Source organism: Burkholderiales bacterium (assembly GCA_035543335.1).
In the GTDB taxonomy this organism is placed as follows: Bacteria; Pseudomonadota; Gammaproteobacteria; order Burkholderiales; family JAHFRG01; genus JAHFRG01.
Genome location: DASZZH010000038.1, coordinates 38,472 through 59,729, shown reverse-complemented (window position 1 = coordinate 59,729; position 21,258 = coordinate 38,472). Strand labels below are relative to the sequence as shown.

Below are 21,258 nucleotides of genomic sequence, written 5' to 3'. Positions count from 1 at the left end.
CAAAAGGTTAGCGGTCATGAATCGTGCACCTGGCCGAGCATCGCCGCTCGAGCCTGAATGTCGGGGTTGCCTTGAACGGAAGCGAGCCAAGCTTCGACTGCTTCGCAAACGTCTTGGCAAAAGCAATCAACTTGCAATTGGAGCATGTTGCCAAATTGATTGTTGTGTACAACCAAGCCAGGCCGAGGCGCCGTGAAGTGGAAACGCTCTAGCGCATGCCGCGCACGTTGGTCATCGATCCCAAATTCACCCTGATGCAAGAACGCGCAGCGAAGGGCATAGCAATCTTGACCCGACAAAAACGTATGGAGCGTGCGGTCTGGACCAATGTGCGACTGGTACCGAGACAACAAGAACCTGTCGTACCACGCCACGAAGCGCGCTTGCGATCCTGCGCCCGGGCTCTCGAGCCGCCCGCAGATGTCCGGTAAGGAAAGAGCAAGCGCCAAAGCCGCATACCAGTTTTCTTGGCCTAAGGCAGATCGTGTGGCATCGATGAGGTGCTGCATTGATGATGACCGCTAACGTCTCGGTCAGCGGCGCGGCGCTTTTGCCGCGTCCGCTGCACCGGGTGGTTGGGCCACACTATTCTGCGCGGCCAGTATTCGTTGTGCGCTCGCCTGTGCAATGCCTTCCATTTCTGACGTTACACGAGCAACCTCTGGGCCGAGAGCTGCGTCGAAGTCTTTCGGGTAGGCGGTCTGCGTAAGGGAACGGATTACGCGCACGAGAAAAGGCGGATCTCTTAGCAACAAATTTGTCACTGCAAAAAGACGAATGAGCTCCTGCTTGGTTTGAAGCAAGTAACCTCTAAGTTCTACACAACGCTCACGGGTGCGGCGAGCATTCAATAGATAGACCGCCTCATCAAAGTGCTTTGCGACGAATGCATCCCTTACCTGTGCGTATGCACGATCAACGGTGGCCATAGAGTCATTCAGTTTGCTGAACTCGACATTCAGCGAATACACCTCATTCAAAAACTTGATATTCGTTAGCCCGATCAAAAGCTCTCGATCGATCGGATACTCATGAAAAACGTTCATGTAGATCGAGAGTTCGCCAGCCTGTAGCCGTTGTTCGTTGAAGACTTTCACGCAGTCATCAGCGATAAACAGGTTGTCGCTCGTGATGTTTAGACAGTCATTGATGTAATGCTGCAGCCGCACTAGGGCCGTGTGATTTTTCTCTTTGCGGTCGTAGACCTTCTTAAAGCCATCAGCGAATCGCACGAACACGTACGCGAAGAAGGCACCGGAAAAAGCACCAACGAGCGCGCGAAATGCATCGCGGTCCGACGCTTTCCAGGCGTCCCAAAAAACCCACGCAGCGGACGCCGCAACAATTGCCGCGACGAACGATACGACAACGATACCGATTCCAAACAGAGCGGACTTCATCGGCAATGCGGCGTGCTCTCTAGTGGGGCCCAACGTTGGAATTCACCGGCCTGCGCGGCTTTTCGCGCAGGTCCGGTGGAATGATGGGTTGGGCCGCATTGCCAATGGGATGGTTGTCAGCACAGACCTATTTGCCATGGCCTACGACGCCAACGATAAAACCCGCCGCGAACAACGCGACAAGCGCGATTATTGTGCCGATCAACGCACCGCGCCAGCCTTTGCGGGCACGCTGCTTCCACCAATAGTAGAAGAGGACGCCGGTCCAGAATATATAGCCGTAGCCAATTTGCGGCGGGACGTTTTGGCCAGCGCTCGCTTGAATGAAGAGGAACGCATAGCCAAAGGCCATGAGAATGCCAAGAATGTAAAGTGAAATGACCTTTCGCGTTGCGGCGACCACTGGAGCCTTTGGAGTTTCAATGTCTTTCTCCGACGAAGAATCACTGATGGGACTACCGCATTCCGCACAGAACTTTGCGTTAGCTAGTGCCACTGTGCCGCATTTTGTGCAGTGCATCCCTGGTCTCCAAAAAACTCAAATCGGCTTCATGTCTATGCGGCCCAACGTTCGCGTTGAGCCGGCGCCGAGGAGCGAAGCGACGAGAGCACCCGGCAGCGACGCTGACGGGCGCTCCGCTCGAACGCGGGGTTAGACATGCTCATTTTCGCGGAGCCTCACTCGGTTGATCCGCATATGGCGGTTGATACTGCCCGGCCGCCGCACCAAAGCCGGAGCCGAGCTGACTTTGTGACGCATGAAAGTCTTGGAGCTTTCCGTCGGCTCCGAAGATAAAGATCACCATACTCGAACGAGTGTCGGCGCCTCCGATGAGGGGACCAATAATCGGAACGAATGTCCCAGGCCGTGCCTGCGAATGCGCAAACATGTAAGAGAGTGTCCGTTGCCCGGTCGCAGTGACAGAACTCGACGTCGGGGTGCCGAGCTTAGAAGTAACGTCTTGGACTGTCGTTTCACCCTTCTTGAATCCGGCCAGCTGTTCTTCGGTAATTTCCCTCCCCATCGTTACGCAGCCGGATAAGAGCAGTGCGCAGATTAAGAGCGCAGTGAATCTCATGTGTTCTCCAATCGTAAAGAGCATGTCTAACGCCAGCCATCACCCGCGCGCGTCCTTTGCGCGTCGGGTGCATGGCGTTGTTCGGCTCTCAGTAAAGCGGTCATTGTGTCGATTTACCGGCCGCCTGGAGATCAAAGTGGTATAGACCCAGGTCACGACATCCCTTGTCGATGCGGGTTATCAATGGAACGAACGCCTCAGCCACGTCGTCGGGAATAGCGATGGCTTGATCCCTCGGCCTTCCGAGGATCACTCTGATGCTGTCTGCCGACTGAAGCGCCGTTGTGACGGAGTTCCAAGCGTCCTCGGATAGGTCCGTAGCAATGGTGTCGAGATACTTCTGCCGCGCTTCGGTCGAGAGTGAGAGTATTGGCACATCTGGATGAGACCATGTCTTCTCCTCGACCCAGTAGTTTGCCGCCGTCCGCGCCCACAACAGGTCCAAGCCAATTAAGCGCGCTGCCCGCTTGACCTCGACGGCGTGATTGCGGTCGTCTCTTTCCTTGTCTGCACGCTCACGTCTCACGGAGAGCATATAGGTTGTTGCTGCGCCGATGGTCGCGCCTATGATGGTTGATACCAGAGCGACAATAGCGACGATAATCGTTACATTCATTGACTGCTCCGTCATCAAGGTTCTGTCTCAATTATCTCGGTCACTTCTCGGCACAGCATGCGCAGCAACGTGCCGAACGTCGAAGTAACCGGCCTGCGCCGTTATTCGCGCAGGTCCGGTTGACTGCCGGGTTAGCCATTCTCCGCTTCCCCTTTTGCAGGAATAGAGGATGCGATTCCGTCTGACTTTGCTTTACCAAGTTGTTCGCGAAGCGCACGCACCGAATCCGCTCTGCTCTTTTTCTCGTCGGGCACAACATAAATTTCATGCAGTACCGCTTTGAATGTTTCCAAGAAAAGTTGAAGGTGTTTGCTGTCCCATGCGATCCAACTCTGTTCGTGGACATGATCACTGGTCATGTCTTTAATGTGACCAAGGATTTCGAAAAGCTCGGCGTCGACAGCAGGGTGCTTGGATGCTACATATTTTATTTTGTCATCGTAATTCGCCCCTTCAGCTTTCTGAAGAGAGAGAAGTTCATATATTGCTTTTCGAGTGCATGCAGACGCGCCCGTTAGATAGTTCATCTTGGCGCATCCTTCCGCTTCTGTAATGAGCTCCCGAATTACACGCGGAATTCGACTGTCCACCACAAAGAATGACGTCGGCACGGAATAGAAAAATGCCTTATCAAGATCTACGTCATCACGAAATCGCGAGGAGCCGCTGTAGTTGGGATCTTGCAATTGTTGAAAGGTGAGGTGCATGGAGGTCTTTTCACAGCTTGCGCATCTCACGCGCCAAATCTCGCAAACCTTGTGATTCGACCAATTAAACTGGCTGCGCCCCATGATCTGGTACTTAACATGCCGTCGATTACAGAACGGACAGTTGTATATATCTATTCCGAGAAAGTACTTCGCGTCCAAGTGTGAATGATCATCCATAGTGCGAAGTCCTCGTTCGGAATGGCTAACGTGAATTGAACGGCCGAAATGTCGGCGTAACTATTTATACGTGCATGTCATCCTACATCAAAATCAATGCGCTATGAATACCCTCGCCGGATAACGCGAATGAAAGGGGCTTTCGGGACGACCGCCCCGGGGGCGGGTCCGTGTAGTGATGGCCCGAGTTGTAGGCGTAACCATTTATGCGCGCATGTCATCCTGCACATGAATCAATCCGTTATGTATACCAAAGCCGAATAACACATATGAAAGGCGCCGTCCTATGGATTCTGACCCGAACATGATCGTTTCTTCCTCGGAACTCCCTCGGCCCAGGCTTCTCGATCAGATGAGGAGCGCCATTCGAGTCCGGCACTACAGTCGCCGAACAGAGCAAGCGTACGTGCATTGGACGAAGCGGTTCATCTATTTCCACAACAAACGTCACCCCGCTACCATGGGGGAGCGGGAGGTGACTGAATTTCTTAACCACTTGGCTGTGCAGCGGCAGGTTGCAGCGTCTACCCAGAACCAGGCTCTGTGCGCAGTCCTGTTCCTGTACAAGGAGGTATTGGGGAAGGAATTGCAGTGGCTGGACAACCTGCAACGCGCAAAGCAGCCCGCGCGGCTTCCTGTGGTCTTTACTAGTGCCGAGGTCAAGGCGGTTCTGGCCCAACTGGACGGCACGAAATGGTTGATGGCGAGCCTGCTCTATGGGTGCGGGCTACGCCTCAGCGAGTGCCTGCGGCTGCGGGTGAAGGACATTGATTTCGGGTACGGCCAGCTCATCGTCCGCGACGGGAAGGGCGCGAAGGACCGGGTGACGATGCTTCCGCAGAACCTGGTGGAGCCGCTCAAGCGCCACCTGGAAAAGGTGAAGGCGTTGCACGGGCGGGACCTTGCCGCGGGTTACGGGGAGGTTGCGCTACCCTACGCACTGGGGCGGAAGTACCCCAACGCCGGGCGGGAATGGGGATGGCAGTACGTATTTCCCTCGATGCGGTTATCGGCGGAGCCGGAGACGGGGGTAATTCGTCGTCACCATTTGTACGATAACATCCTGCAACGGGCGATCAAGGAGGCTGTGCGGAAAGCGGGGGTCAACAAGCCCGCAAGCTGTCATACCTTGCGCCACTCTTTTGCGACCCATCTGTTGCAAAACGGCTACGACATCCGCACGGTGCAGGAACTGCTCGGGCATCAGGATGTCAGCACTACGATGATCTACACTCACGTACTGAACAAGGGTGGGCGAGGAGTGGTAAGTCCGCTGGACGCCGTTTTGGGTTAAAACGGCAGGACCACACCAGGCTTGGCATGCAGGACGACTCGGCGAAAATCTTCCTGAATGCGCTTTAAGGCTTTTGGATTGTCCGCTTCGAAGCGGAAAATAATCACCGGCGTGGTGTTGGAGGAGCGGGCGAGGCCGAAACCGTCGGCGAATTCCACCCGCAGGCCGTCAATCGTAATTACTTCTTTTGCGTCCTTGAAACGCGCGGTTTTTTGCAGTTTTTCAATCAACGCGTAGTTTTCTCCTTCTTTCAGTTTCAGCTGCAGCTCGGGGGTGTTTACCGAATCGGGAAGGCTGTCGAGCGTTGCATTAATATCGGGCTGGTGGCTCAAATATTCCAAAAGCCGCGCGCCGGCATAAAGACCATCATCAAAGCCGTACCAGCGCTCCTTGAAGAAAATGTGCCCGCTCATTTCTCCGGCGAGCAGCGCGCCGGTTTCCTTCATTTTCGCCTTAATCAGCGAGTGGCCGGTTTTCCACAAGATGGGTTTTCCGCCGCGTTCGCTTATCCACGGAAACAAGTTGCGGGTGCATTTCACGTCGAAAATAACCTCCGCGCCCGGATTGCGCGAAAGCATGTCGGCGGCGAACAGCATCAACTGGCGGTCGGGATAGACGATTTTCCCGTCTTTGGTGACCACGCCCAGCCGGTCGCCATCGCCGTCAAATGCCAGGCCGATTTCGGCATCGGTGGTTTTGAGCGCCTGAATCACATCCTTGAGATTTTCAGGCTGCGAGGGATCGGGATGGTGGTTGGGAAAACTGCCATCCACCTCGCAAAACAATTCCCGGACATGGCAGCCAAGCTGGCGATAAAGCCTGGGCGCGAAGGCGCCGGGCACGCCGTTGCCGCAATCCACCACGATTTTCATCGGCCGCGCAAGCTTGATGTCGCTGCTGATCCGGGCGATGTAATCTTCAGTGACGGTTTTTTCGGCGTAATTGCCTTTGCCATCGCTTAAGTCATTTTGCTCGATGCGTGTCCTGAGCTTTTGGATGGATTCGCCGGAGAGCGTCTCGCCGCCGATGACGATTTTGAGGCCGTTGTAATCGGGCGGGTTGTGCGAACCGGTCACCATGACGCCGGAGTGCGTTTGCAGGTGATGGGTAGCGAAGTAGAGCATCGGCGTTGCGCATAGCCCGATGTCTATCACATCGATGCCGGCTTTTTGGATTCCCTTTGCCAGCGCCTCGGATAATTCGGGTCCGGAAAGACGGCCGTCGCGGCCGATGGCGATGGTTTTTTGTTTTTTTGCCCGTGCCTCGGAGCCGATAGCCCCGCCGATGGCTTCGACGATTTCCGCAGTCAGTGTTTTGCCGACAATGCCGCGGATGTCGTAGGCTTTGAAAATTTCTTTGGGAATCATTGCCATCAGTTAGGCGACAAGGTTTGCCGTTTATTTTACCGCAGAGACGCAAAGACGCGGAGATAAACCGCTTTCTCTGCGCCTCAGCGCCTCTGCGGTTCAGAGTTATTAAAGAAACTCACAATCCGCTGCGGCAGCCAGTCGAGATGCCCGGGAAACGCGCCGCTCACGAACCCCGCGTGGCCGCCTTGCGCCGAAAACTCTAATGTTACCGCAGGTGAGACCTCATTGGGTGAGGGCAATGCATGGTCTGGAAGAAAAGGGTCGTTTCTGGCGTTGATGAGCAGGGTGGGTGCCTGGATGTTTTTCAGGCCGGGCTTGCTGCTGGCGCATGTCCAGTAATCGTCGGTATTCTTGTAGCCATGCAGCGGCGCGGTAATGACGTCATCGAATTCCCGCAATGTTCTGGAGCGGAGCATCGCCTCGCGGTTGAAAAGGTTCGGAAAACGCTTGAGTTTCTCGAGGTATTTGCGCTTCATGGTTTTCATGAAAATGCGGGTGTAAACCAGGTTGTACCCCCGGCCGAGACGATCGCCCGCCGCCATCAAATCAAGAGGAGCGGAGATCGCCGCAGCGGCATGGATTACGTTTCTGGCTTGCTCGCCTTGCTCGCCCAGCCATTTAAGCAGGGCGTTGCCGCCGAGCGAAACACCCAACGCATAAATTGTGCTTTGCGGATTATGCGCTTTCAATCTACGCAGAATCCAATCGATTTCGGCGCTGTCGCCGGAATGATAGGCGCGCGGCAGGCGGTTGATTTCGCCGCTGCAGCCGCGAAACAGCACCACCACGCCACGCCAACCAAGTTCGCGCACGGCGTGCATCAGACTTAACGCGTAATGACTGCGCGAACCGCCTTCCAAACCGTGGAACAGGACGATAAGCGGGTTTTCCGTTTTCCCATCCACCCAATCCAGATCGATGAAGTCGCCGTCCGGCGTATCCCAGCGCTCGCGCCGGTAATCAACGCGGTAACGCCAATCGAGAAAAGCGGGATAGATGGTTTGCAAGTGGCCACCGGGAAGCCACCACGGCGCACGATAAGCTCGAATGCGGCGGTTTGCCGTCATGGCCATTCACTGAGATTAATGCAGCACCGTGGGTGGTGTTTCGCCTGTTGCTTTGGCGGTGGCCGGAGCGGGGCAGGCGTGATGCAGTAGCATCCGCCAGCCCCTTTCGGTGAGAAGATAGATATTGGTGGCAATAATGGGGCTGCGCGGCGCGGTTTCGCCCGTCACCACGATATTTTCATAAACGCTGTGCACCGAGAGCAGCATACCGCGCAGGTATTGCTGCCCGACGAGATGAAAGCGTAATCTCGGGCCATTGGCGAAAATCTGCCGCCAGCTTTCACGGATCGGCCCTTGCCCAACCAGCCTCGGCCCGGCAGGATGCACGCATATCACTTCCTCGTCTTCCGCCCACACCGCCATCATCGCCTCGAGGTCGGCGTGTTCAAAAGCCTCGTAAAACGCGGTTTCTGCGTCCTGCGGCGTGGGGAATATCGGCGTTTTCATGACGGCTCGACTTTTTTAAAGTCAATCTTGGCTAAAACCTTTTCCGGCGTCAATTGCATCATGCAGTTGAAGTGCTTCAAGGGGCACACGCGCTGAAAGCAGGGCATGCAGGGGAGGTCGAGTTTGAGGATTTTGGCTTTTGCTGAAAGCGGTGGCGTAAAACTGGGGCTGCTTGAGCCATACAGCGCGTAAAGCGGCTTGTCCAATGCCGCGGCGATATGCATCAATCCGGAATCGTTGCTGACCACGAGGGAGGCGCAAGAGAGCAGATCAATCGCTTCATCGAGCGTGGTTTTGCCGCAAAGATTGTCAACATCGCCGCTGCTCAAGCGCTGGATTTCCCCGCAGACGGAGGCATCGTTGGGCGAGCCGAAGAGCCAAATTTGATAGCCTTTGCCATGCAATCCCCGGGCCAGTTCGGCGAAATAATTTGGCGGCCAGCGCTTGGCGGGGCCGTATTCCGCGCCCGGGCAGAACGCAACTACCGGTTTTCTCGCGTCGAGTCCGAGTTTCTTCAGAACCGCTTCCCGCCCGCTTGCAGATAGGCGCAGGCCGGGTGTTGCAAGCGGGCGCTTGAGCGATGTCCCGCGTTCCTCGCCAAGCAGCGCAAAACGCTCGACCATTAACGGAAATTGCAGCTTGTTGAGCGTTCTGCCGTCATTGAGCAGGACGAAGCGCATTTCGCCGACAAAACCCGTGCGCACCGGGATACGCGCGAAAAAGGGGATCAATGCGGATTTCCAGGAGTTGGGAAGCACGATCGCCTGGTCGTAGCGGCGCGCCGCCAGTTTGCGGCCGAGCCTGCGGCGATCCCGAAGATTAAGTTCGCCATGCCGGAAAGGGCTGGTGATCACTTCGTTGACTTCGGGCATGCGTGAAAGCAACGGCGCGACCCAAAGCGGGGCGAGCACATCGAGAATGACACCGGGCAGCCGTTCATGCAACCTTTTGAAAAGCGGTTGTGCGAGAACGGCGTCGCCTACCCAGGAGGGTGCGACGATGAGAATTTTGGTCACGGGCGGGTAATCCTAGGTGAACAAGTGAACGAGTGAACAGAAAAACAGGTGAGCGGGTGAACGAGTGAAGAGCGAAAAGGCGAATCAGAAAATACCCTCAAGCTTTGTCTTCTTTACTGTTTCACTTGTTCACTTATTCACCCGTTTACTTGTTCACGCTTTTAAGTTTGTACAGCGTGCCGCAATAGGGGCAAAGCTCCTCCCCCGTTTCCTCTATCGGCAAAAAAACGCGTGGATGGCTGTTCCACAGCAGCATTGAAGGCATGGGACAGTGCAGCGGCAAGTCCTTGGCGGTCACTTCGATATGCCGCTCTTTATTGGCTGTCTTTTCTTCCTGCATCGCCATTCAAACGGGGGTGAGCCAGTCGCGGTGCTTGTCCGATTTGCCGTTCACGCAATCAAAAAACATTTTCTGGATTTTTGCGGTGATCGGGCCGCGCGAGCCGGAACCGATGGCGCGGCCGTCGAGCTCGCGGATCGGCGTCACTTCCGCCGCGGTGCCGGTGAAAAACGCTTCATCCGCAATGTAAATATCGTCGCGAGTGATGCGCTTCGCGCTGACCTCATATCCGGCTTCGTGCGCCAGCGTGATCACCGCATCGCGGGTGATGCCGATGAGCGCGGAAGTGAGTTCCGGCTCGTACAGCCTGCCGTTCTTGACGATAAACAGATTCTCGCCCGAGCCTTCGGCGACAAAGCCGTCCACGTCCAAAAGCAGCGCTTCATCGTAGCCGTGCTCCACCGCTTCGGTGTTGGCCAGAATCGAGTTGGCATAGGTCCCGGAATACTTGGCGCGGCACATGGTCACGTTGACATGATGGCGCACGTAGGACGAGGTTTTCACCCGAATGCCTTTTTCCAGCCCTTCCGTGCCCAGATACGCACCCCACGGCCAGGCGGCAACCGCCACATGCACCTTGGCGCCTTTGGGCGAGACGCCTATTTTCTCCGGACCGTAAAAAGCGATGGGCCGGATGTAGCATTCCTCCAGCTTGTTCGCGCGCACCACTTCCTTTTGCGCCTCGAGGAGGGTTGGCTTGTCGAACGGCATCTTCATCAGGTAAATATGCGCCGAATTGAACAGCCGGTCGGTATGTTCCTTGAGCCGGAAAATGGCGGTGCCGCTCACGGTCTTGTAGGCGCGCACGCCCTCGAACACCGCCAGACCGTAGTGGAGCGAATGGGTCAGCACATGGGTGGTGGCGTCGCGCCAGGGCACCAGCTTGCCGTCATACCAGATATGACCGTCGCGGTCGGCCATGGACATGGCGTTCTCTCCACAAATTAGACGCGGCTATTCTAGCGTATTTTTTGCCGCGTGATGAGGAACCGGGCGGAGGACGGTGATGCGCGAGCTTGCCTTGACCGGTAACCTGTCAATGGATTACCCTAGAGCCCACTACATTAGTTCTTCCCGACAACACTCTCATGCCTGATCCGGCGCAAGCTAACAGCAATTCCGTTGGTATTCTGGGGCGGCTGACACAATCAGTAATCAGCCCGTCTGATTCGGAAGACGAGAGGTTGCGCAAGACACTGCTGCTGTTTGCCTGCGGATTGATGAACCTGGCCGCAGGATTTTGGCTCATGATTTACTGGACTATGGGGATGCGGCTTCCGACCACGATCCCGCTGGGCTATCAGCTCGTCTCGGCGCTGACGCTGATGATTTACCTGAAAACCAAGAATTTCGCTTTCTTCCGCTTTACCCAGATCAGCCTATTGTTGTTCGTGCCCTTCGTTATCCAATGGAGCATCGGCAATTTCATCAGCTCCAGCGGCATCGTGCTGCTGGCTTTGCTGGCCCCGGTGGGGGCGATGGTTTTTCAAGGGGTAAGGGAGTCGATTCCCTGGTTTGTGGCCTATGTGGTGCTCACTGCGGTCTCGGGGGTTTTTGACTATTATCTTGCGGCGGGGGTGGTGAGCGGCGTGCCGATGAAAATCATCCCGGTGTTTTTTGTTCTGAACTTCACCATACTTTCGACCATCGTTTATTTGCTGATCCGATTCTTCGTCCTGAAAAAAGAAATGTTTCAGACCGAGCTCGGAGAGAAAAATCGGCTGTTGCAAGTGGAGCAGGATAAATCGGAACGTTTGCTGCTCAACATCCTGCCGAAACACGTTGCCGAACGCCTGAAGCACGATGAAAAAATCATCGCCGACGGCCTGGCCGATGTCACGGTGATGTTTGCCGACATTGTTGATTTCACCCGGCTTGCCGAGCGCATGCTGCCGCGGCACATGGTCGATCTGCTCAACAAGGTGTTTTCCAATTTCGACTGGCTGACGGATAAATACGGGCTGGAGAAAATCAAGACCATCGGCGACGCCTACATGGTGGCGGGCGGCCTGGGGGATAATCAGACCGATTATGTGGAAGCGGTGGCCAACATGGCGCTGGAAATCCGCGAGCTGGTGCGCCGGCATCCGGCGTTCAGCCGCCAGAACCTCGATATTCACATCGGCATCGCCACCGGCCCAGTGGTGGCGGGTGTCATCGGCAGCAAGCGCTTTATTTACGACCTGTGGGGCGACACGGTGAACATAGCGAGCCGCATTACTTCAGAAGCCGGGTCCGGCACCATCCAGGTTGATGAGACTACCTACCGGCGTCTGCGCGACCGCTTTTCGTTTGATGCGCCGCAGACCATCGAACTCAAGGGCAAGGGTATAACCACCGTCTACCCACTTACCGCGTAGTAGGCAAACGACATTACGGCAGGTTGCCAAACACGCCCCGCCACAGTTGCAAGACTGCTTCTCGCTTTCCCCTTACTTTTTCCAGTTCCACCCGGGCGTATTTTTCGCCATTCAATCGCAGGGCATGCTGCATCCGGCGGAATTCGCGATAAGCGGTATGTACCTCTTCGGCGAGCGCGGCGGGCAGTAGCTTGAGCTTCGCCCCAAGCTTAAGCAACGCCAGATTGCCGATATTGCCGGTGAGTTCGGGATGGGTATGGGAAAATCCCAGCACCAGGTATTGCACGATGAATTCCACGTCAATGATGCCGCCGTGGTCATGCTTGAGGTCGAACAGCATTCCGGCGTTGGAATGTGCCTCGAGCATTTTCTGGCGCATGTTGAGAACTTCGTTCCTTAATGCCGCAAGGTCGCGCTTCTGGCGCAGCACCTGTTTGCGCAAAGCCTCGAAGCGCTCGCCAATCTGCCGGTCGCCGGTGACGAAGCGCGCCCGCGTCAATGCTTGGTGCTCCCACAGCCAGGCGCGTCGTTCCTGGTATTCGGCAAAAGCGGCAAGGCTGCTCACCAGCAGGCCGCTGGCGCCATCCGGGCGCAAACGCAAATCGGTATCGTAGAGAATCCCGGCGGCGGTGTAGCTGGTGAGCCAGGTGTTGATGCGCTGAGTCAGCCTGGCGTACACTTCCTGGGCTTCTGCACGCTCATCATCGTAAAGAAACACCAGGTCGAGGTCGGTGGCGTAGCCGAGCTCTTTGCCGCCAAGCTTGCCGTAGCCGATGATGGCAAAGCGCGGCGCCTGTTTGTTGTCTAAGCCTTCCCAGCACAGGCGCAATACCTCCTCCAATATCAAATCGGCGAGATCGCTCAAATGATCACTCAGGCGCTCGAGCGCCAGCAAGCCGGCAAGGTCTTGGGTTAGCAGACGGAATACCAGTGAATGATGAAACTGCCGCAGAATATCCACTTGATGCTCGGTGTCGGCGTCCTTGAGTTGCGCGTGAAGATGCGATTTGAGGCGTGGCCAATCCGGCTCGGCGTACAGAGTTTGCGGATCGAGCAATTCATCCAGCACCAGCGGATGGTGCGCGAGATATTCGGCCGCCCAGGAACTTGCGCCGCACAGCCGCGCCAGGCTTTGCAGCGCCTGCGGATGTTCAGCCAGCAATGCCAGATAGGCTTCACGGCGGACGATGTTTTCCACCAGCCGCAGGAGGCGCATTAGCGCCGCGTCGCCGTAAGCCGCAGCCGCTTCAAGCAGCGCCGGCACCAACGCATCGAGTCGCGACTGGTTGGCAGCCGGCATCTGCCGGTAACGACGGCTCTGACGCAGGCCTCGCAGGCGCTCCAGGATCTGTTGCGGGTTCTGGTAGCCCAGCGCCGTGAGCTGCTTGAGCGCCTCTTCCTCGGCGAGTGTTTCCTGCCACAGCGGCAGAAGGCGATGCGCGTCGTTCTGCGGTTCGGCCAGTACCTGCTCGAAATGCAGGCTGATGCGGCTGCGATGCGCGTCGAGTTTTTGCAACAACTCTTCATAACCGCCAAAGCCCATCGCCTCGGCGATCAACGCCTGGTCTTCGGCGTTCTGCGGCAGCGTCTGGGTTTGCGCGTCGTCGAGATACTGCAGACGATGCTCCAGATTGCGCAGGAACACGTAAGCGTCTTGCAGTTCGTTGACTACGTCCCGGGGCAGCAGCCGCAGATGCGCGAGCTCATCCAGCGTCCCCAGCGTGGGGCGGATGCGCAGGCGGCTTTCGCGCCCGCCGCGAATCAACTGGAAAATCTGGGCGATGAATTCGATTTCGCGAATCCCGCCCGGTCCCAGCTTGATGTTGTTTTCGATGTCGCGTCCCCGTACTTCCTGGCGGATTTGCGCGTGCAGATTGCGCAGCGAATGGAAGACGCCGAAATCGAGGTATTTACGGAACACAAAGTGGCGCGTGAGCTTCATTAATTCTTCACCGTGGCCGCCGCACACCCCTCGCGCCTTGATCCAGGCATAGCGCTCCCATTCGCGCCCCTGGGTGATGAAGTAATTCTCCAGCATGGCGAAGCTCATCGTCAGCGGGCCGCCGTCCCCATAAGGGCGCAGCCGCATGTCCACGCGAAACACATAGCCGTCCCCGGTAATTTCGCTGATTGCAGCAATCAGCTTGCGTCCCAGCCGGTCGAAGAATTCATGGTTGCTGACGGGGCGCGCTCCGCTGGTTTCGCCTTCCTCCGGATAGACGAAGACAAGATCAATGTCGGAAGACACGTTGAGTTCGCCGCCGCCGAGCTTTCCCATTCCCACCACCAGCAATTCCTGCGGCTTGCCGTTTTCCTTGCCGATGGGTGTGCCGTGGTCTTCCCGCATCCAGCGGTACAGATGCTTGACTGCGACATTCAGCGTTGCCTCGGCAAGGGCGGTGGTGGTGGCGACGACTTCGTTAAGGGAGGCCAGGCCACACAAATCGCGCGTGATGAGATGCAGCATGACTTCCGCCCGCAAGCGGCGGACCATCCGGTAAAGACCTGCCGCGTCGTTTGCGTCATCCAGAAACGTGCGCATCCGTTCTGGGGTGAAAGGCCGGTGCAGGCTGTTTGCGACGGCATCTTTGAGCTGCGGCTCGCGTTCAATCAGCCGCCGGGCAAAACGGCTCAAAGCCAGCGCCCGCGCGATCAGTCGTTCATGCTCGCGAAGTGAGGCGGCATCAGGCTTTTCGGGTATATGCATGGGGGAATCGCGTTACAATGCGGGTTTAAATTGCCTGTTGTTTAGGACGATGCGCGGCACCTTGCAACCGAGTTGCCATTTTATTGTCTAGAGCCTATCTCAACAATACCGCGAGAGACGTTGCCGGCCACAGCCTTTGGCAAATTCTGAATCATGAATGGTCCATTATCCCGGATAATAAAGCCGGTTAAGCGGCTCCTGCTTTCGCTTTTCATGTTTGCGCTCCTGGCCCTGGCAGCGGTGGTGCTGAGCTTGCGCTATTGGATCCTGCCCAACATTGAAAACTACAGTGAGGACATCGCGCAAGCCGCGAGTACCCTCGTCGGCCAGCGCATTACTATCGGCAAGATCGCTGCGGACTGGGACGGCTACCGTCCGCATCTGGTGTTCGACGACGTGCAAGTCTTCGACCCAAATGACCACCCGGCACTGGTGTTGAAACGGGTCGAGACTACGCTGTCCTGGGAGTCTTTGCTCGCCGGCGGCGTGCGCCTTTATTCGCTGGAATTCAAACAACCCAATCTGAGCATACGCCGTGATACTGAAGGCGTCGTGCATGTGGCCGGCGTGGCGTTAAGCCGGCACGACGCGGACCAGGGTTTTACCGACTGGCTGCTCAAGCAGGAGCACCTGGTCATCCGCGACGCGTTGATTCTGTGGAAGGACGAGAAACTCGGAGCGCCGCAACTGGTATTAAACAGCGTCATGCTGCGCATTGAAAACAGCGGCGATCGCCACCGCCTGAGCTTGCGTGCATCGCCGCCGCCAGATCTCGCCGCGCCGCTGGAAATCGAAGGGGACTTTAGCGGCGACAGCTTCGATCCGGACGATTTGGACAAGTGGCAGGGCACGCTGTTTGCGCAAGTGGATTACGCCGATCTGGTGGCATGGCGCACTTGGCTGCCCTATCCCATCGAGGTGCAAAAGGGCAGCGGCGCGCTGCGCCTGCGGCTCACCGTAGACAATGCGCAAATCAAGGAAATCACCGCTGACTTGCAATTAAGCCAAGTGAAAACGCGGTTGCGCCCCGATCTGCCGGAGCTCGATCTTGACTCGCTCAACGGCAGACTGGGCTGGAAAACGCTGGATCATGGTTTTGAGCTCTCAGCGGCGAAATTAAGCCTGGCGGCTCAAGGCGGGTTGAGCTTGAAGCCTGTGGATTTCGTGGTGCGGATTTATCCTGCGTTCGAGGGCCAGGCGTTGCGCGGCGAATTTGAAGCCGGGGTGCTTGATCTGGAACCGCTGGCGGCGCTGGCCGATCGCCTGCCGCTCAACCCGGAATTGCGGCAACGGCTTGCCAGCCTTGCGCCGAAAGGCAGCGTTTACGATGTGGCGCTGAAATGGAACGGAGATCTGCCGAAGCCCGAGAGTTACAGTGTTAAAGGCAGGTTTGAACGTCTCGCGCTTAAGGCTTACGAAGCCTGGCCGGGTTTCAACAATGTGAGCGGTAGCGTTGAAGGCAATCAACAGACCGGCCAAATCAACCTGGAAGCAAAAAACATCAAGCTCGGTCTGCCGAAGGTGTTCGAGGAGGCGCTGCAATTTGAAAGCTTCAAGGCCCGGTTGGACTGGAAGGCAGAAAACAGCGGTACGCAGTACAGCTTAAGCAATATGGTGTTTGCTAATGCACACCTTTCCGGCAGCGCCAGCGGCAGTTACCGGACGGTAAGCGAAGGCCCCGGCATCGTTGATTTGAACGCCCATGTGACTCGCGTGGAAGCGAAACAGGTTAATCGCTATTTGCCTTTGCGGGTGCCGCAAAAGACCCGCGAGTGGCTGGTTACGGCTTTGGGTGGCGGCGCATTCAACGATTTGCAGCTCACTATGCGCGGCAACCTCGCCGATTTTCCTTTTGCCGACGAGAGCCAAGGCTTGTTCCAGGTCACGGCCAGGGCAACCGGCATTTCGCTCGAGTATTCTCAGGAGTGGCCGAAAATAGAAAACATCACCGCCGCAATGCAGCTCCGCGGTAACCGCGTGGAAATCCGCGGAAGCGAAGCGGAGATTCTCGGCATCAAGCTTTCCCGGATCGACGCGGTGATTCCCGAGCTCGGCAACCCTCAAGAGGTGTTGCAAATCGACGTCGAGGCCCAGGCACAGGCAGCGAATTTTTTGAATTTCATCGGCCATTCCCCGGTCAGCAGCATGATTGGCAGTTTTACCGAAAACGTACATGCCAGCGGCGACGGAAAATTGCTGTTGAAGCTCGAGATCCCCTTGCATCAGCGTGAGCAAACCAAGGTCGCGGGGACTTACCAGTTCCACGGTAACCAGTTGTCGTTCGGGCCCGATCTGCCGCCGATTGAACAAGTAAAAGGCAGGCTGCAATTTTCCGAGGCGGCGATGCAGGCGCAGGATTTAAGCGCGCAGATTCTCGGCGGGACCGCAAGTGTGAGCATCGCCACCCAGCCTGATCGCAGCGTGCGCATTGCGGCGCGCGGCAAAGTGAATGCGGCGGCATTGGGAAGTAAAGTGGTCTTGCCGTTTCAGTCTTATCTGCGCGGCTCCGCCGAATGGCGCGGCAGCATAAACTTAAGCAATAAAATCAATGATATACTGCTCGAATCGAATTTGGAGGGGCTGGCTTCGCTGCTTCCAGCGCCTTTCAATAAGTCGGCACCGGCTTCGGTGTTGCTGCGGTTTGAGAAGAAATCCACCTTTTCAGGCCATGAGCGGGTGTTATTGAGCTACGGCAATGTGCTTTCCATGCGGCTGGTGCGGCACAAGGACGGGCTGGACTATGAGCGCGGCCTCATCGTATTGGGCGGACGCGCCGGTGTCCCGGACAAAAACGGCATTTGGGTGAGCGGAGCCCTCAAGAGTTTTGATTTTGATCAGTGGCACACAGTGCTCGCCCAATCCGATTCGGGCCTGGGTCTGGATCTCGCTGGAATTGATGTGAAATTGGGCACGCTGGATGTCTTAGGCCGCCGCTTCGGCGAAACCCGGGTGAGCGCCCGTCATCAGGGCGGGGACTGGAAAGCGACACTTGCCGGCGCCGAGGTGAACGGCGAACTCAATTGGTATCCCCAGGGCAAGGGCAAGCTGGTGGCGCGTCTCGCCAATCTCGTTATCCCCGAGCCGCTGCCGGAAAAAAACAGTGCGGCTACCCAGGAAAGCGAGCAAAGAGATTTTCCCGCGCTTGATATCGTTGCTGAGAATTTCAGCCTCGGCGACAATCCGCTCGGGCGACTCGAATTGCAAGCGGTGCAGCAGGGCCGCGACTGGCGCATCGAAAACCTGCGGCTTTCCAACGCCGACAGCGTGCTGGCGCTGGATGGGTCGTGGCTCAACTTCAGCGTCCAGCCGCAGACCCGGGTCAATGTCAAGCTGGAAGTGAGCGATATCGGCAATTTGATGGCGCGGCTCAAGCTTCCGGAAGGCATCAAGCACGGAAGCGCGAAACTGGAAGGCGCTTTGTACTGGGGCGGCAGCCCCCAACACATCGATTATGCGACACTGTCGGGAAATCTGCAGTTGAACGCCGAAAAAGGGCAGTTTGTAAAGCTCGACTCGGGTGTGGCCAAGCTGCTCGGCATTCTGAGCTTGCAGGCGCTGCCGCGGCGCGCGTTGCTGGATTTTCGCGACATCTTCAGCGAAGGCTTTGCCTTCGATGACATCACCTCCAGTCTTAATCTTAACCAGGGCGTGGCCACGACTGAAAATTTCCACATGCGCGGCCCGGCGGCGACGGTGAACATGAGCGGAGCGGTGGATTTGGCGCAGGAAACGCAGAATCTTAAGGTGAGAGTGGCGCCGAGTTTTGTCGATAGTCTGGCGTTGGCGGGATTCTTGGGCGGTCCCATCATCGGCATTACCGCCTTTCTGGTGCAGAAAGCGCTCAAGGATCCGCTTGGGCAGATGATTGTCTACGAATACAATGTGACCGGAACCTGGACCGATCCAGTGGTGATAAAGCCTGACAGTTCTTTTCTGCCTATACCTTTTTTGCAGAACCGCTGATGTATTATGACGTCATCAAACTTGCCGCGGCTTTATGTTGCCGGTGCTCGGTTCCGGCCCTGCACCAGCCGTCGACTTTTATTCAGTACCGCAGAAATTATGGGACTGGCCGCGCAGCGGGCGCGCTGTTCTGGAACAGGAAAACCTGCCCAAGCCGTCGCCGCGTATGCCAGGCAATCGGACTCTTTGATGGTCATTCACCACGGCAATGCCCAGGAAACGCAGTTGCAGGCGACGGAACTGCGCTCGCGGCTTACCAGCCTTGCGGTGGATTCTACCCGCATTTTGCTGCTGGCGGATTTGCCGGCGAATGACAGGCTCAGCATCGAAATCAGGACGACAAAATGAGCGCCAAAATCCGTTCCGCCTCCTTGAGAAAGACTTCCGCCGCAGCAGGCAATGTGTATCGTATTGCCGCAGTGCAAATGGCCTCCGGACCGAACGTCGAAGGGAACTTGCGCGAAGCGGCGCGGCTCATCGCCATGGCGGCGGAACAGGGCGCGAAGCTGGTGGCGCTGCCCGAATACTTTGCCATCATGGGCATGAAGGACCGCGACAAAGTAGCGGTGCGGGAAGCGGAAGGCAAGGGGCCGATTCAGGAGTTTTTAAGCGAAACTGCCAAAAAACACAAAATTTGGCTGGTCGGCGGCTCGGTGCCGCTGGCAGCCTCGGCGCCGACCAAGGTGCGCAACAGCTGCTTGCTCTATGACGATAATGGCAAAATGGCCGCCCGATACGATAAAATACATTTATTCGGTCTGGACCTCGGCAACGAGCATTACCATGAGCAGACGACCATCGAGCCAGGCAATGAAGTGGTGGTCGCGGAAACGCCGTTTGGGCGGGTGGGGCTTTCGGTCTGTTATGACCTGCGCTTTCCTGAATTGTATCGGGCAATGGGCAACGTCGACATTATTCTCGTGCCTGCCGCGTTTACCGAAACTACAGGCAAAGCGCATTGGGAAACACTGATCCGGGCGCGCGCCATCGAGAACCAGGCTTATGTTCTGGCGCCGGCGCAGGGCGGCTATCATGTGAACGGCCGCGAGACGCACGGCAACAGCATGATCGCCGATCCCTGGGGCGTGATCCTGGATCGGCTTCCGCGGGGCTCCGGCGTGGTGGTGGCCGGGGTCAATCCGCAATATCAGGCGAGCTTGAGAAAAAGCCTGCCGGCATTGACGCATCGCACGCTGCGCCGGGTGTAGCATAAGCAAACTTTCTTATAAGTCGGGAACCGCATGCTTGCCGAAACTGCCGTAACGTCGTTCGAGACCGCGAACCGTTTTCTGCTCGCGCCCTACGATCTCGACCATGCCAAGCTCGAGCGCGTGTTCGGCAATCTGCTTTCGCACCAGGTTGATTACGCCGATTTGTATTTCCAGATTACCCGCAGCGAATCCTGGGCGTTGGAGGAAGGCTTGGTCAAGTCCGGCAGCTTCAACATCGACCAGGGCGTGGGCGTGCGCGCGGTGTCGCAGGACAAGACCGCGTTTGCCTATTCCGACGACATCAGCCTCGCCGCGCTGGAAAGCGCCGCGCAGGCAACACGGGCAATCGCGCGCCAGGGCGCACAATCGCGTACGCAAGTCGCCAAACGCGGTAAAGGGCGCGATCTTTATTCACCCTGCGACCCGCTGGCGAGCATTCCCGACACGCACAAAGTGGCGCTGCTGGAGAAGGTTGAAAAACATGCGCGCAGCATCGATCCGCGCGTAACCCAGGTGATGGCACATCTGGGCGGCGAATACGAAGTCATCCTGGTGGCGCGAAGCGACGGCATGACGGCGGCGGATGTGCGTCCGCTGGTGCGCCTGTCGCTGCAGGTGATTGCCGAGGAAAACGGGCGGCGCGAGCAGGGCACGGGCGGCGGCGGCGGACGTTTTGATTATGCTTATTTTACCGATGAAATCCTGGAAGGCTATTGTCAGCAGGCGGTGTCCCAGGCGCTCACCAACTTGCGCGCCAGGCCTGCGCCGGCGGGAGCCATGACGGTGGTGCTGGGCTCGGGCTGGCCGGGGATCCTGTTGCACGAAGCTATCGGGCACGGACTTGAAGGCGATTTCAACCGCAAGGGAAGTTCCGCTTTCAGCGGGCGCATCGGCGAGCGCGTCGCCGCACCGGGTGTTACCGTGGTCGATGACGGCACGATAGCCAGGCGTCGCGGCTCGCTCAACATTGACGATGAAGGCAATCCAACGCAGCGTACGGTGCTAATTGAAAACGGCGTGCTGCGCGGCTATATGCAGGACACGCTGAACGCGCGGCTCATGGGCGTGGCCCCCACCGGCAACGGGCGGCGCGAATCCTACGCCCATATCCCGATGCCGCGCATGACCAACACTTATATGTTAAACGGTGACAAACACCCGGAGGAAATCATAAAATCGGTGAAACGCGGGCTTTACGCGGTAAATTTCGCCGGCGGCCAGGTGGATATCGTGAGCGGCAAGTTCGTGTTTTCCGCCGCCGAGGCGTATCTCATCGAAAACGGCAAGGTTGGTCAGCCGGTGAAGGGCGCCACGCTGATCGGCAACGGCCCGGATGTGCTCACGCGGGTTTCGATGATCGGCAACGACATGGCGCTCGACCCGGGCATTGGCACTTGCGGCAAGGAAGGGCAGAGCGTCCCGGTCGGCGTGGGTCAGCCCACGCTGCGCATAGACGGATTAACGGTGGGCGGCACGCTAGAACCTGTTTAATGACCTCGCG

The 21,258-nt window shown here is 57.2% G+C and carries 18 protein-coding genes; 7 read left to right on the top strand and 11 right to left on the bottom strand.

The annotated features are described in order from the left end of the window. Window positions 1–14: 14 nt before the first annotated feature. Both VHE58_10345 and VHE58_10340 read right to left on the bottom strand, forming a co-directional pair. The gene (locus tag VHE58_10345) at window positions 15–509 is read right to left on the bottom strand and encodes a hypothetical protein (protein HVS27670.1); all 495 of its coding nucleotides are present in this window, start codon (window positions 507–509) and stop codon (window positions 15–17) included. Between the two features lie 24 nt (window positions 510–533). Beyond that, window positions 534–1,400, bottom strand: a complete 867-nt coding sequence (locus VHE58_10340; protein ID HVS27669.1) for a hypothetical protein — start codon at window positions 1,398–1,400, stop codon at window positions 534–536. Window positions 1,401–1,488: 88 nt separating this feature from the next. On the opposite strand from VHE58_10340, the gene VHE58_10335 reads away from it, so the two are divergent. Beyond that, window positions 1,489–1,776 carry a hypothetical protein gene (locus VHE58_10335; protein HVS27668.1) on the top strand — a complete coding sequence of 96 codons (288 nt, stop codon included), beginning with the start codon at window positions 1,489–1,491 and terminating at the stop codon, window positions 1,774–1,776. Window positions 1,777–2,579: 803 nt separating this feature from the next. On the opposite strand, the gene VHE58_10330 is transcribed toward VHE58_10335, so the two are convergent. Both VHE58_10330 and VHE58_10325 read right to left on the bottom strand, forming a co-directional pair. Then, entirely contained in the window at window positions 2,580–3,095 is a 516-nt protein-coding gene (locus VHE58_10330) for a hypothetical protein (protein ID HVS27667.1), read from the bottom strand. 131 nt (window positions 3,096–3,226) lie between these two features. Next, on the bottom strand, window positions 3,227–3,802 hold the full coding sequence (locus tag VHE58_10325; GenBank protein HVS27666.1) for a hypothetical protein: 576 nt from the start codon (window positions 3,800–3,802) through the stop codon (window positions 3,227–3,229). A gap of 484 nt (window positions 3,803–4,286) precedes the next feature. Between VHE58_10325 and VHE58_10320 the strand changes: the two genes are divergently transcribed. Next, window positions 4,287–5,276, top strand: a complete 990-nt coding sequence (locus VHE58_10320) for an integron integrase (GenBank protein ID HVS27665.1) — start codon at window positions 4,287–4,289, stop codon at window positions 5,274–5,276. Here the strand turns inward: VHE58_10320 and VHE58_10315 are convergent. From VHE58_10315 to VHE58_10290, 6 genes are all read right to left on the bottom strand, one after another. Next, window positions 5,273–6,649 (bottom strand): phosphomannomutase/phosphoglucomutase, encoded by a 1,377-nt coding sequence (locus VHE58_10315; GenBank protein HVS27664.1) that lies wholly within the window; start codon window positions 6,647–6,649, stop codon window positions 5,273–5,275. The two genes, VHE58_10320 and VHE58_10315, sit on opposite strands and share 4 nt — an antisense overlap. Window positions 6,650–6,726: 77 nt before the next feature. Continuing rightward, on the bottom strand, window positions 6,727–7,713 hold the full coding sequence (locus VHE58_10310) for a hydrolase (protein HVS27663.1): 987 nt from the start codon (window positions 7,711–7,713) through the stop codon (window positions 6,727–6,729). Between the two features lie 15 nt (window positions 7,714–7,728). Then, on the bottom strand, window positions 7,729–8,160 hold the full coding sequence (locus VHE58_10305; GenBank protein ID HVS27662.1) for a nuclear transport factor 2 family protein: 432 nt from the start codon (window positions 8,158–8,160) through the stop codon (window positions 7,729–7,731). Beyond that, window positions 8,157–9,176 (bottom strand): lipopolysaccharide heptosyltransferase II, encoded by a 1,020-nt coding sequence (gene waaF, locus VHE58_10300; protein ID HVS27661.1) that lies wholly within the window; start codon window positions 9,174–9,176, stop codon window positions 8,157–8,159. Before waaF ends, VHE58_10305 begins: the two co-directional genes overlap by 4 nt. Before the next feature lie 145 nt (window positions 9,177–9,321). Beyond that, the gene (locus VHE58_10295; protein HVS27660.1) at window positions 9,322–9,516 is read right to left on the bottom strand and encodes a zinc-finger domain-containing protein; all 195 of its coding nucleotides are present in this window, start codon (window positions 9,514–9,516) and stop codon (window positions 9,322–9,324) included. Window positions 9,517–9,522: 6 nt separating this feature from the next. After that, a complete protein-coding gene (locus VHE58_10290) occupies window positions 9,523–10,443 on the bottom strand; it encodes a branched-chain amino acid transaminase (protein ID HVS27659.1) in 921 nt (306 codons plus the stop codon). 161 nt (window positions 10,444–10,604) lie between these two features. Between VHE58_10290 and VHE58_10285 the strand changes: the two genes are divergently transcribed. After that, window positions 10,605–11,876, top strand: a complete 1,272-nt coding sequence (locus VHE58_10285) for an adenylate/guanylate cyclase domain-containing protein (protein HVS27658.1) — start codon at window positions 10,605–10,607, stop codon at window positions 11,874–11,876. Between the two features lie 13 nt (window positions 11,877–11,889). Here the strand turns inward: VHE58_10285 and glnE are convergent, their stop codons facing one another. Then, window positions 11,890–14,583 (bottom strand): bifunctional [glutamate--ammonia ligase]-adenylyl-L-tyrosine phosphorylase/[glutamate--ammonia-ligase] adenylyltransferase, encoded by a 2,694-nt coding sequence (gene glnE / locus VHE58_10280; protein ID HVS27657.1) that lies wholly within the window; start codon window positions 14,581–14,583, stop codon window positions 11,890–11,892. A 153-nt stretch (window positions 14,584–14,736) separates the two neighbouring features. On the opposite strand from glnE, the gene VHE58_10275 reads away from it, so the two are divergent. The 4 genes from VHE58_10275 to tldD all read left to right on the top strand — a co-directional run bounded on the left by VHE58_10275 (window position 14,737) and on the right by tldD (window position 21,248). Then, window positions 14,737–18,546 (top strand): YhdP family protein, encoded by a 3,810-nt coding sequence (locus VHE58_10275; protein HVS27656.1) that lies wholly within the window; start codon window positions 14,737–14,739, stop codon window positions 18,544–18,546. Between the two features lie 99 nt (window positions 18,547–18,645). After that, window positions 18,646–18,894 (top strand): hypothetical protein, encoded by a 249-nt coding sequence (locus tag VHE58_10270; GenBank protein HVS27655.1) that lies wholly within the window; start codon window positions 18,646–18,648, stop codon window positions 18,892–18,894. After that, a complete protein-coding gene (locus tag VHE58_10265; GenBank protein HVS27654.1) occupies window positions 18,891–19,754 on the top strand; it encodes a carbon-nitrogen hydrolase family protein in 864 nt (287 codons plus the stop codon). The genes VHE58_10270 and VHE58_10265 overlap by 4 nt, the downstream gene beginning before the upstream one ends. Before the next feature lie 33 nt (window positions 19,755–19,787). Continuing rightward, window positions 19,788–21,248, top strand: coding sequence for a metalloprotease TldD (gene tldD / locus VHE58_10260; protein ID HVS27653.1), 1,461 nt, complete (start codon window positions 19,788–19,790; stop codon window positions 21,246–21,248). Window positions 21,249–21,258: the final 10 nt, after the last annotated feature.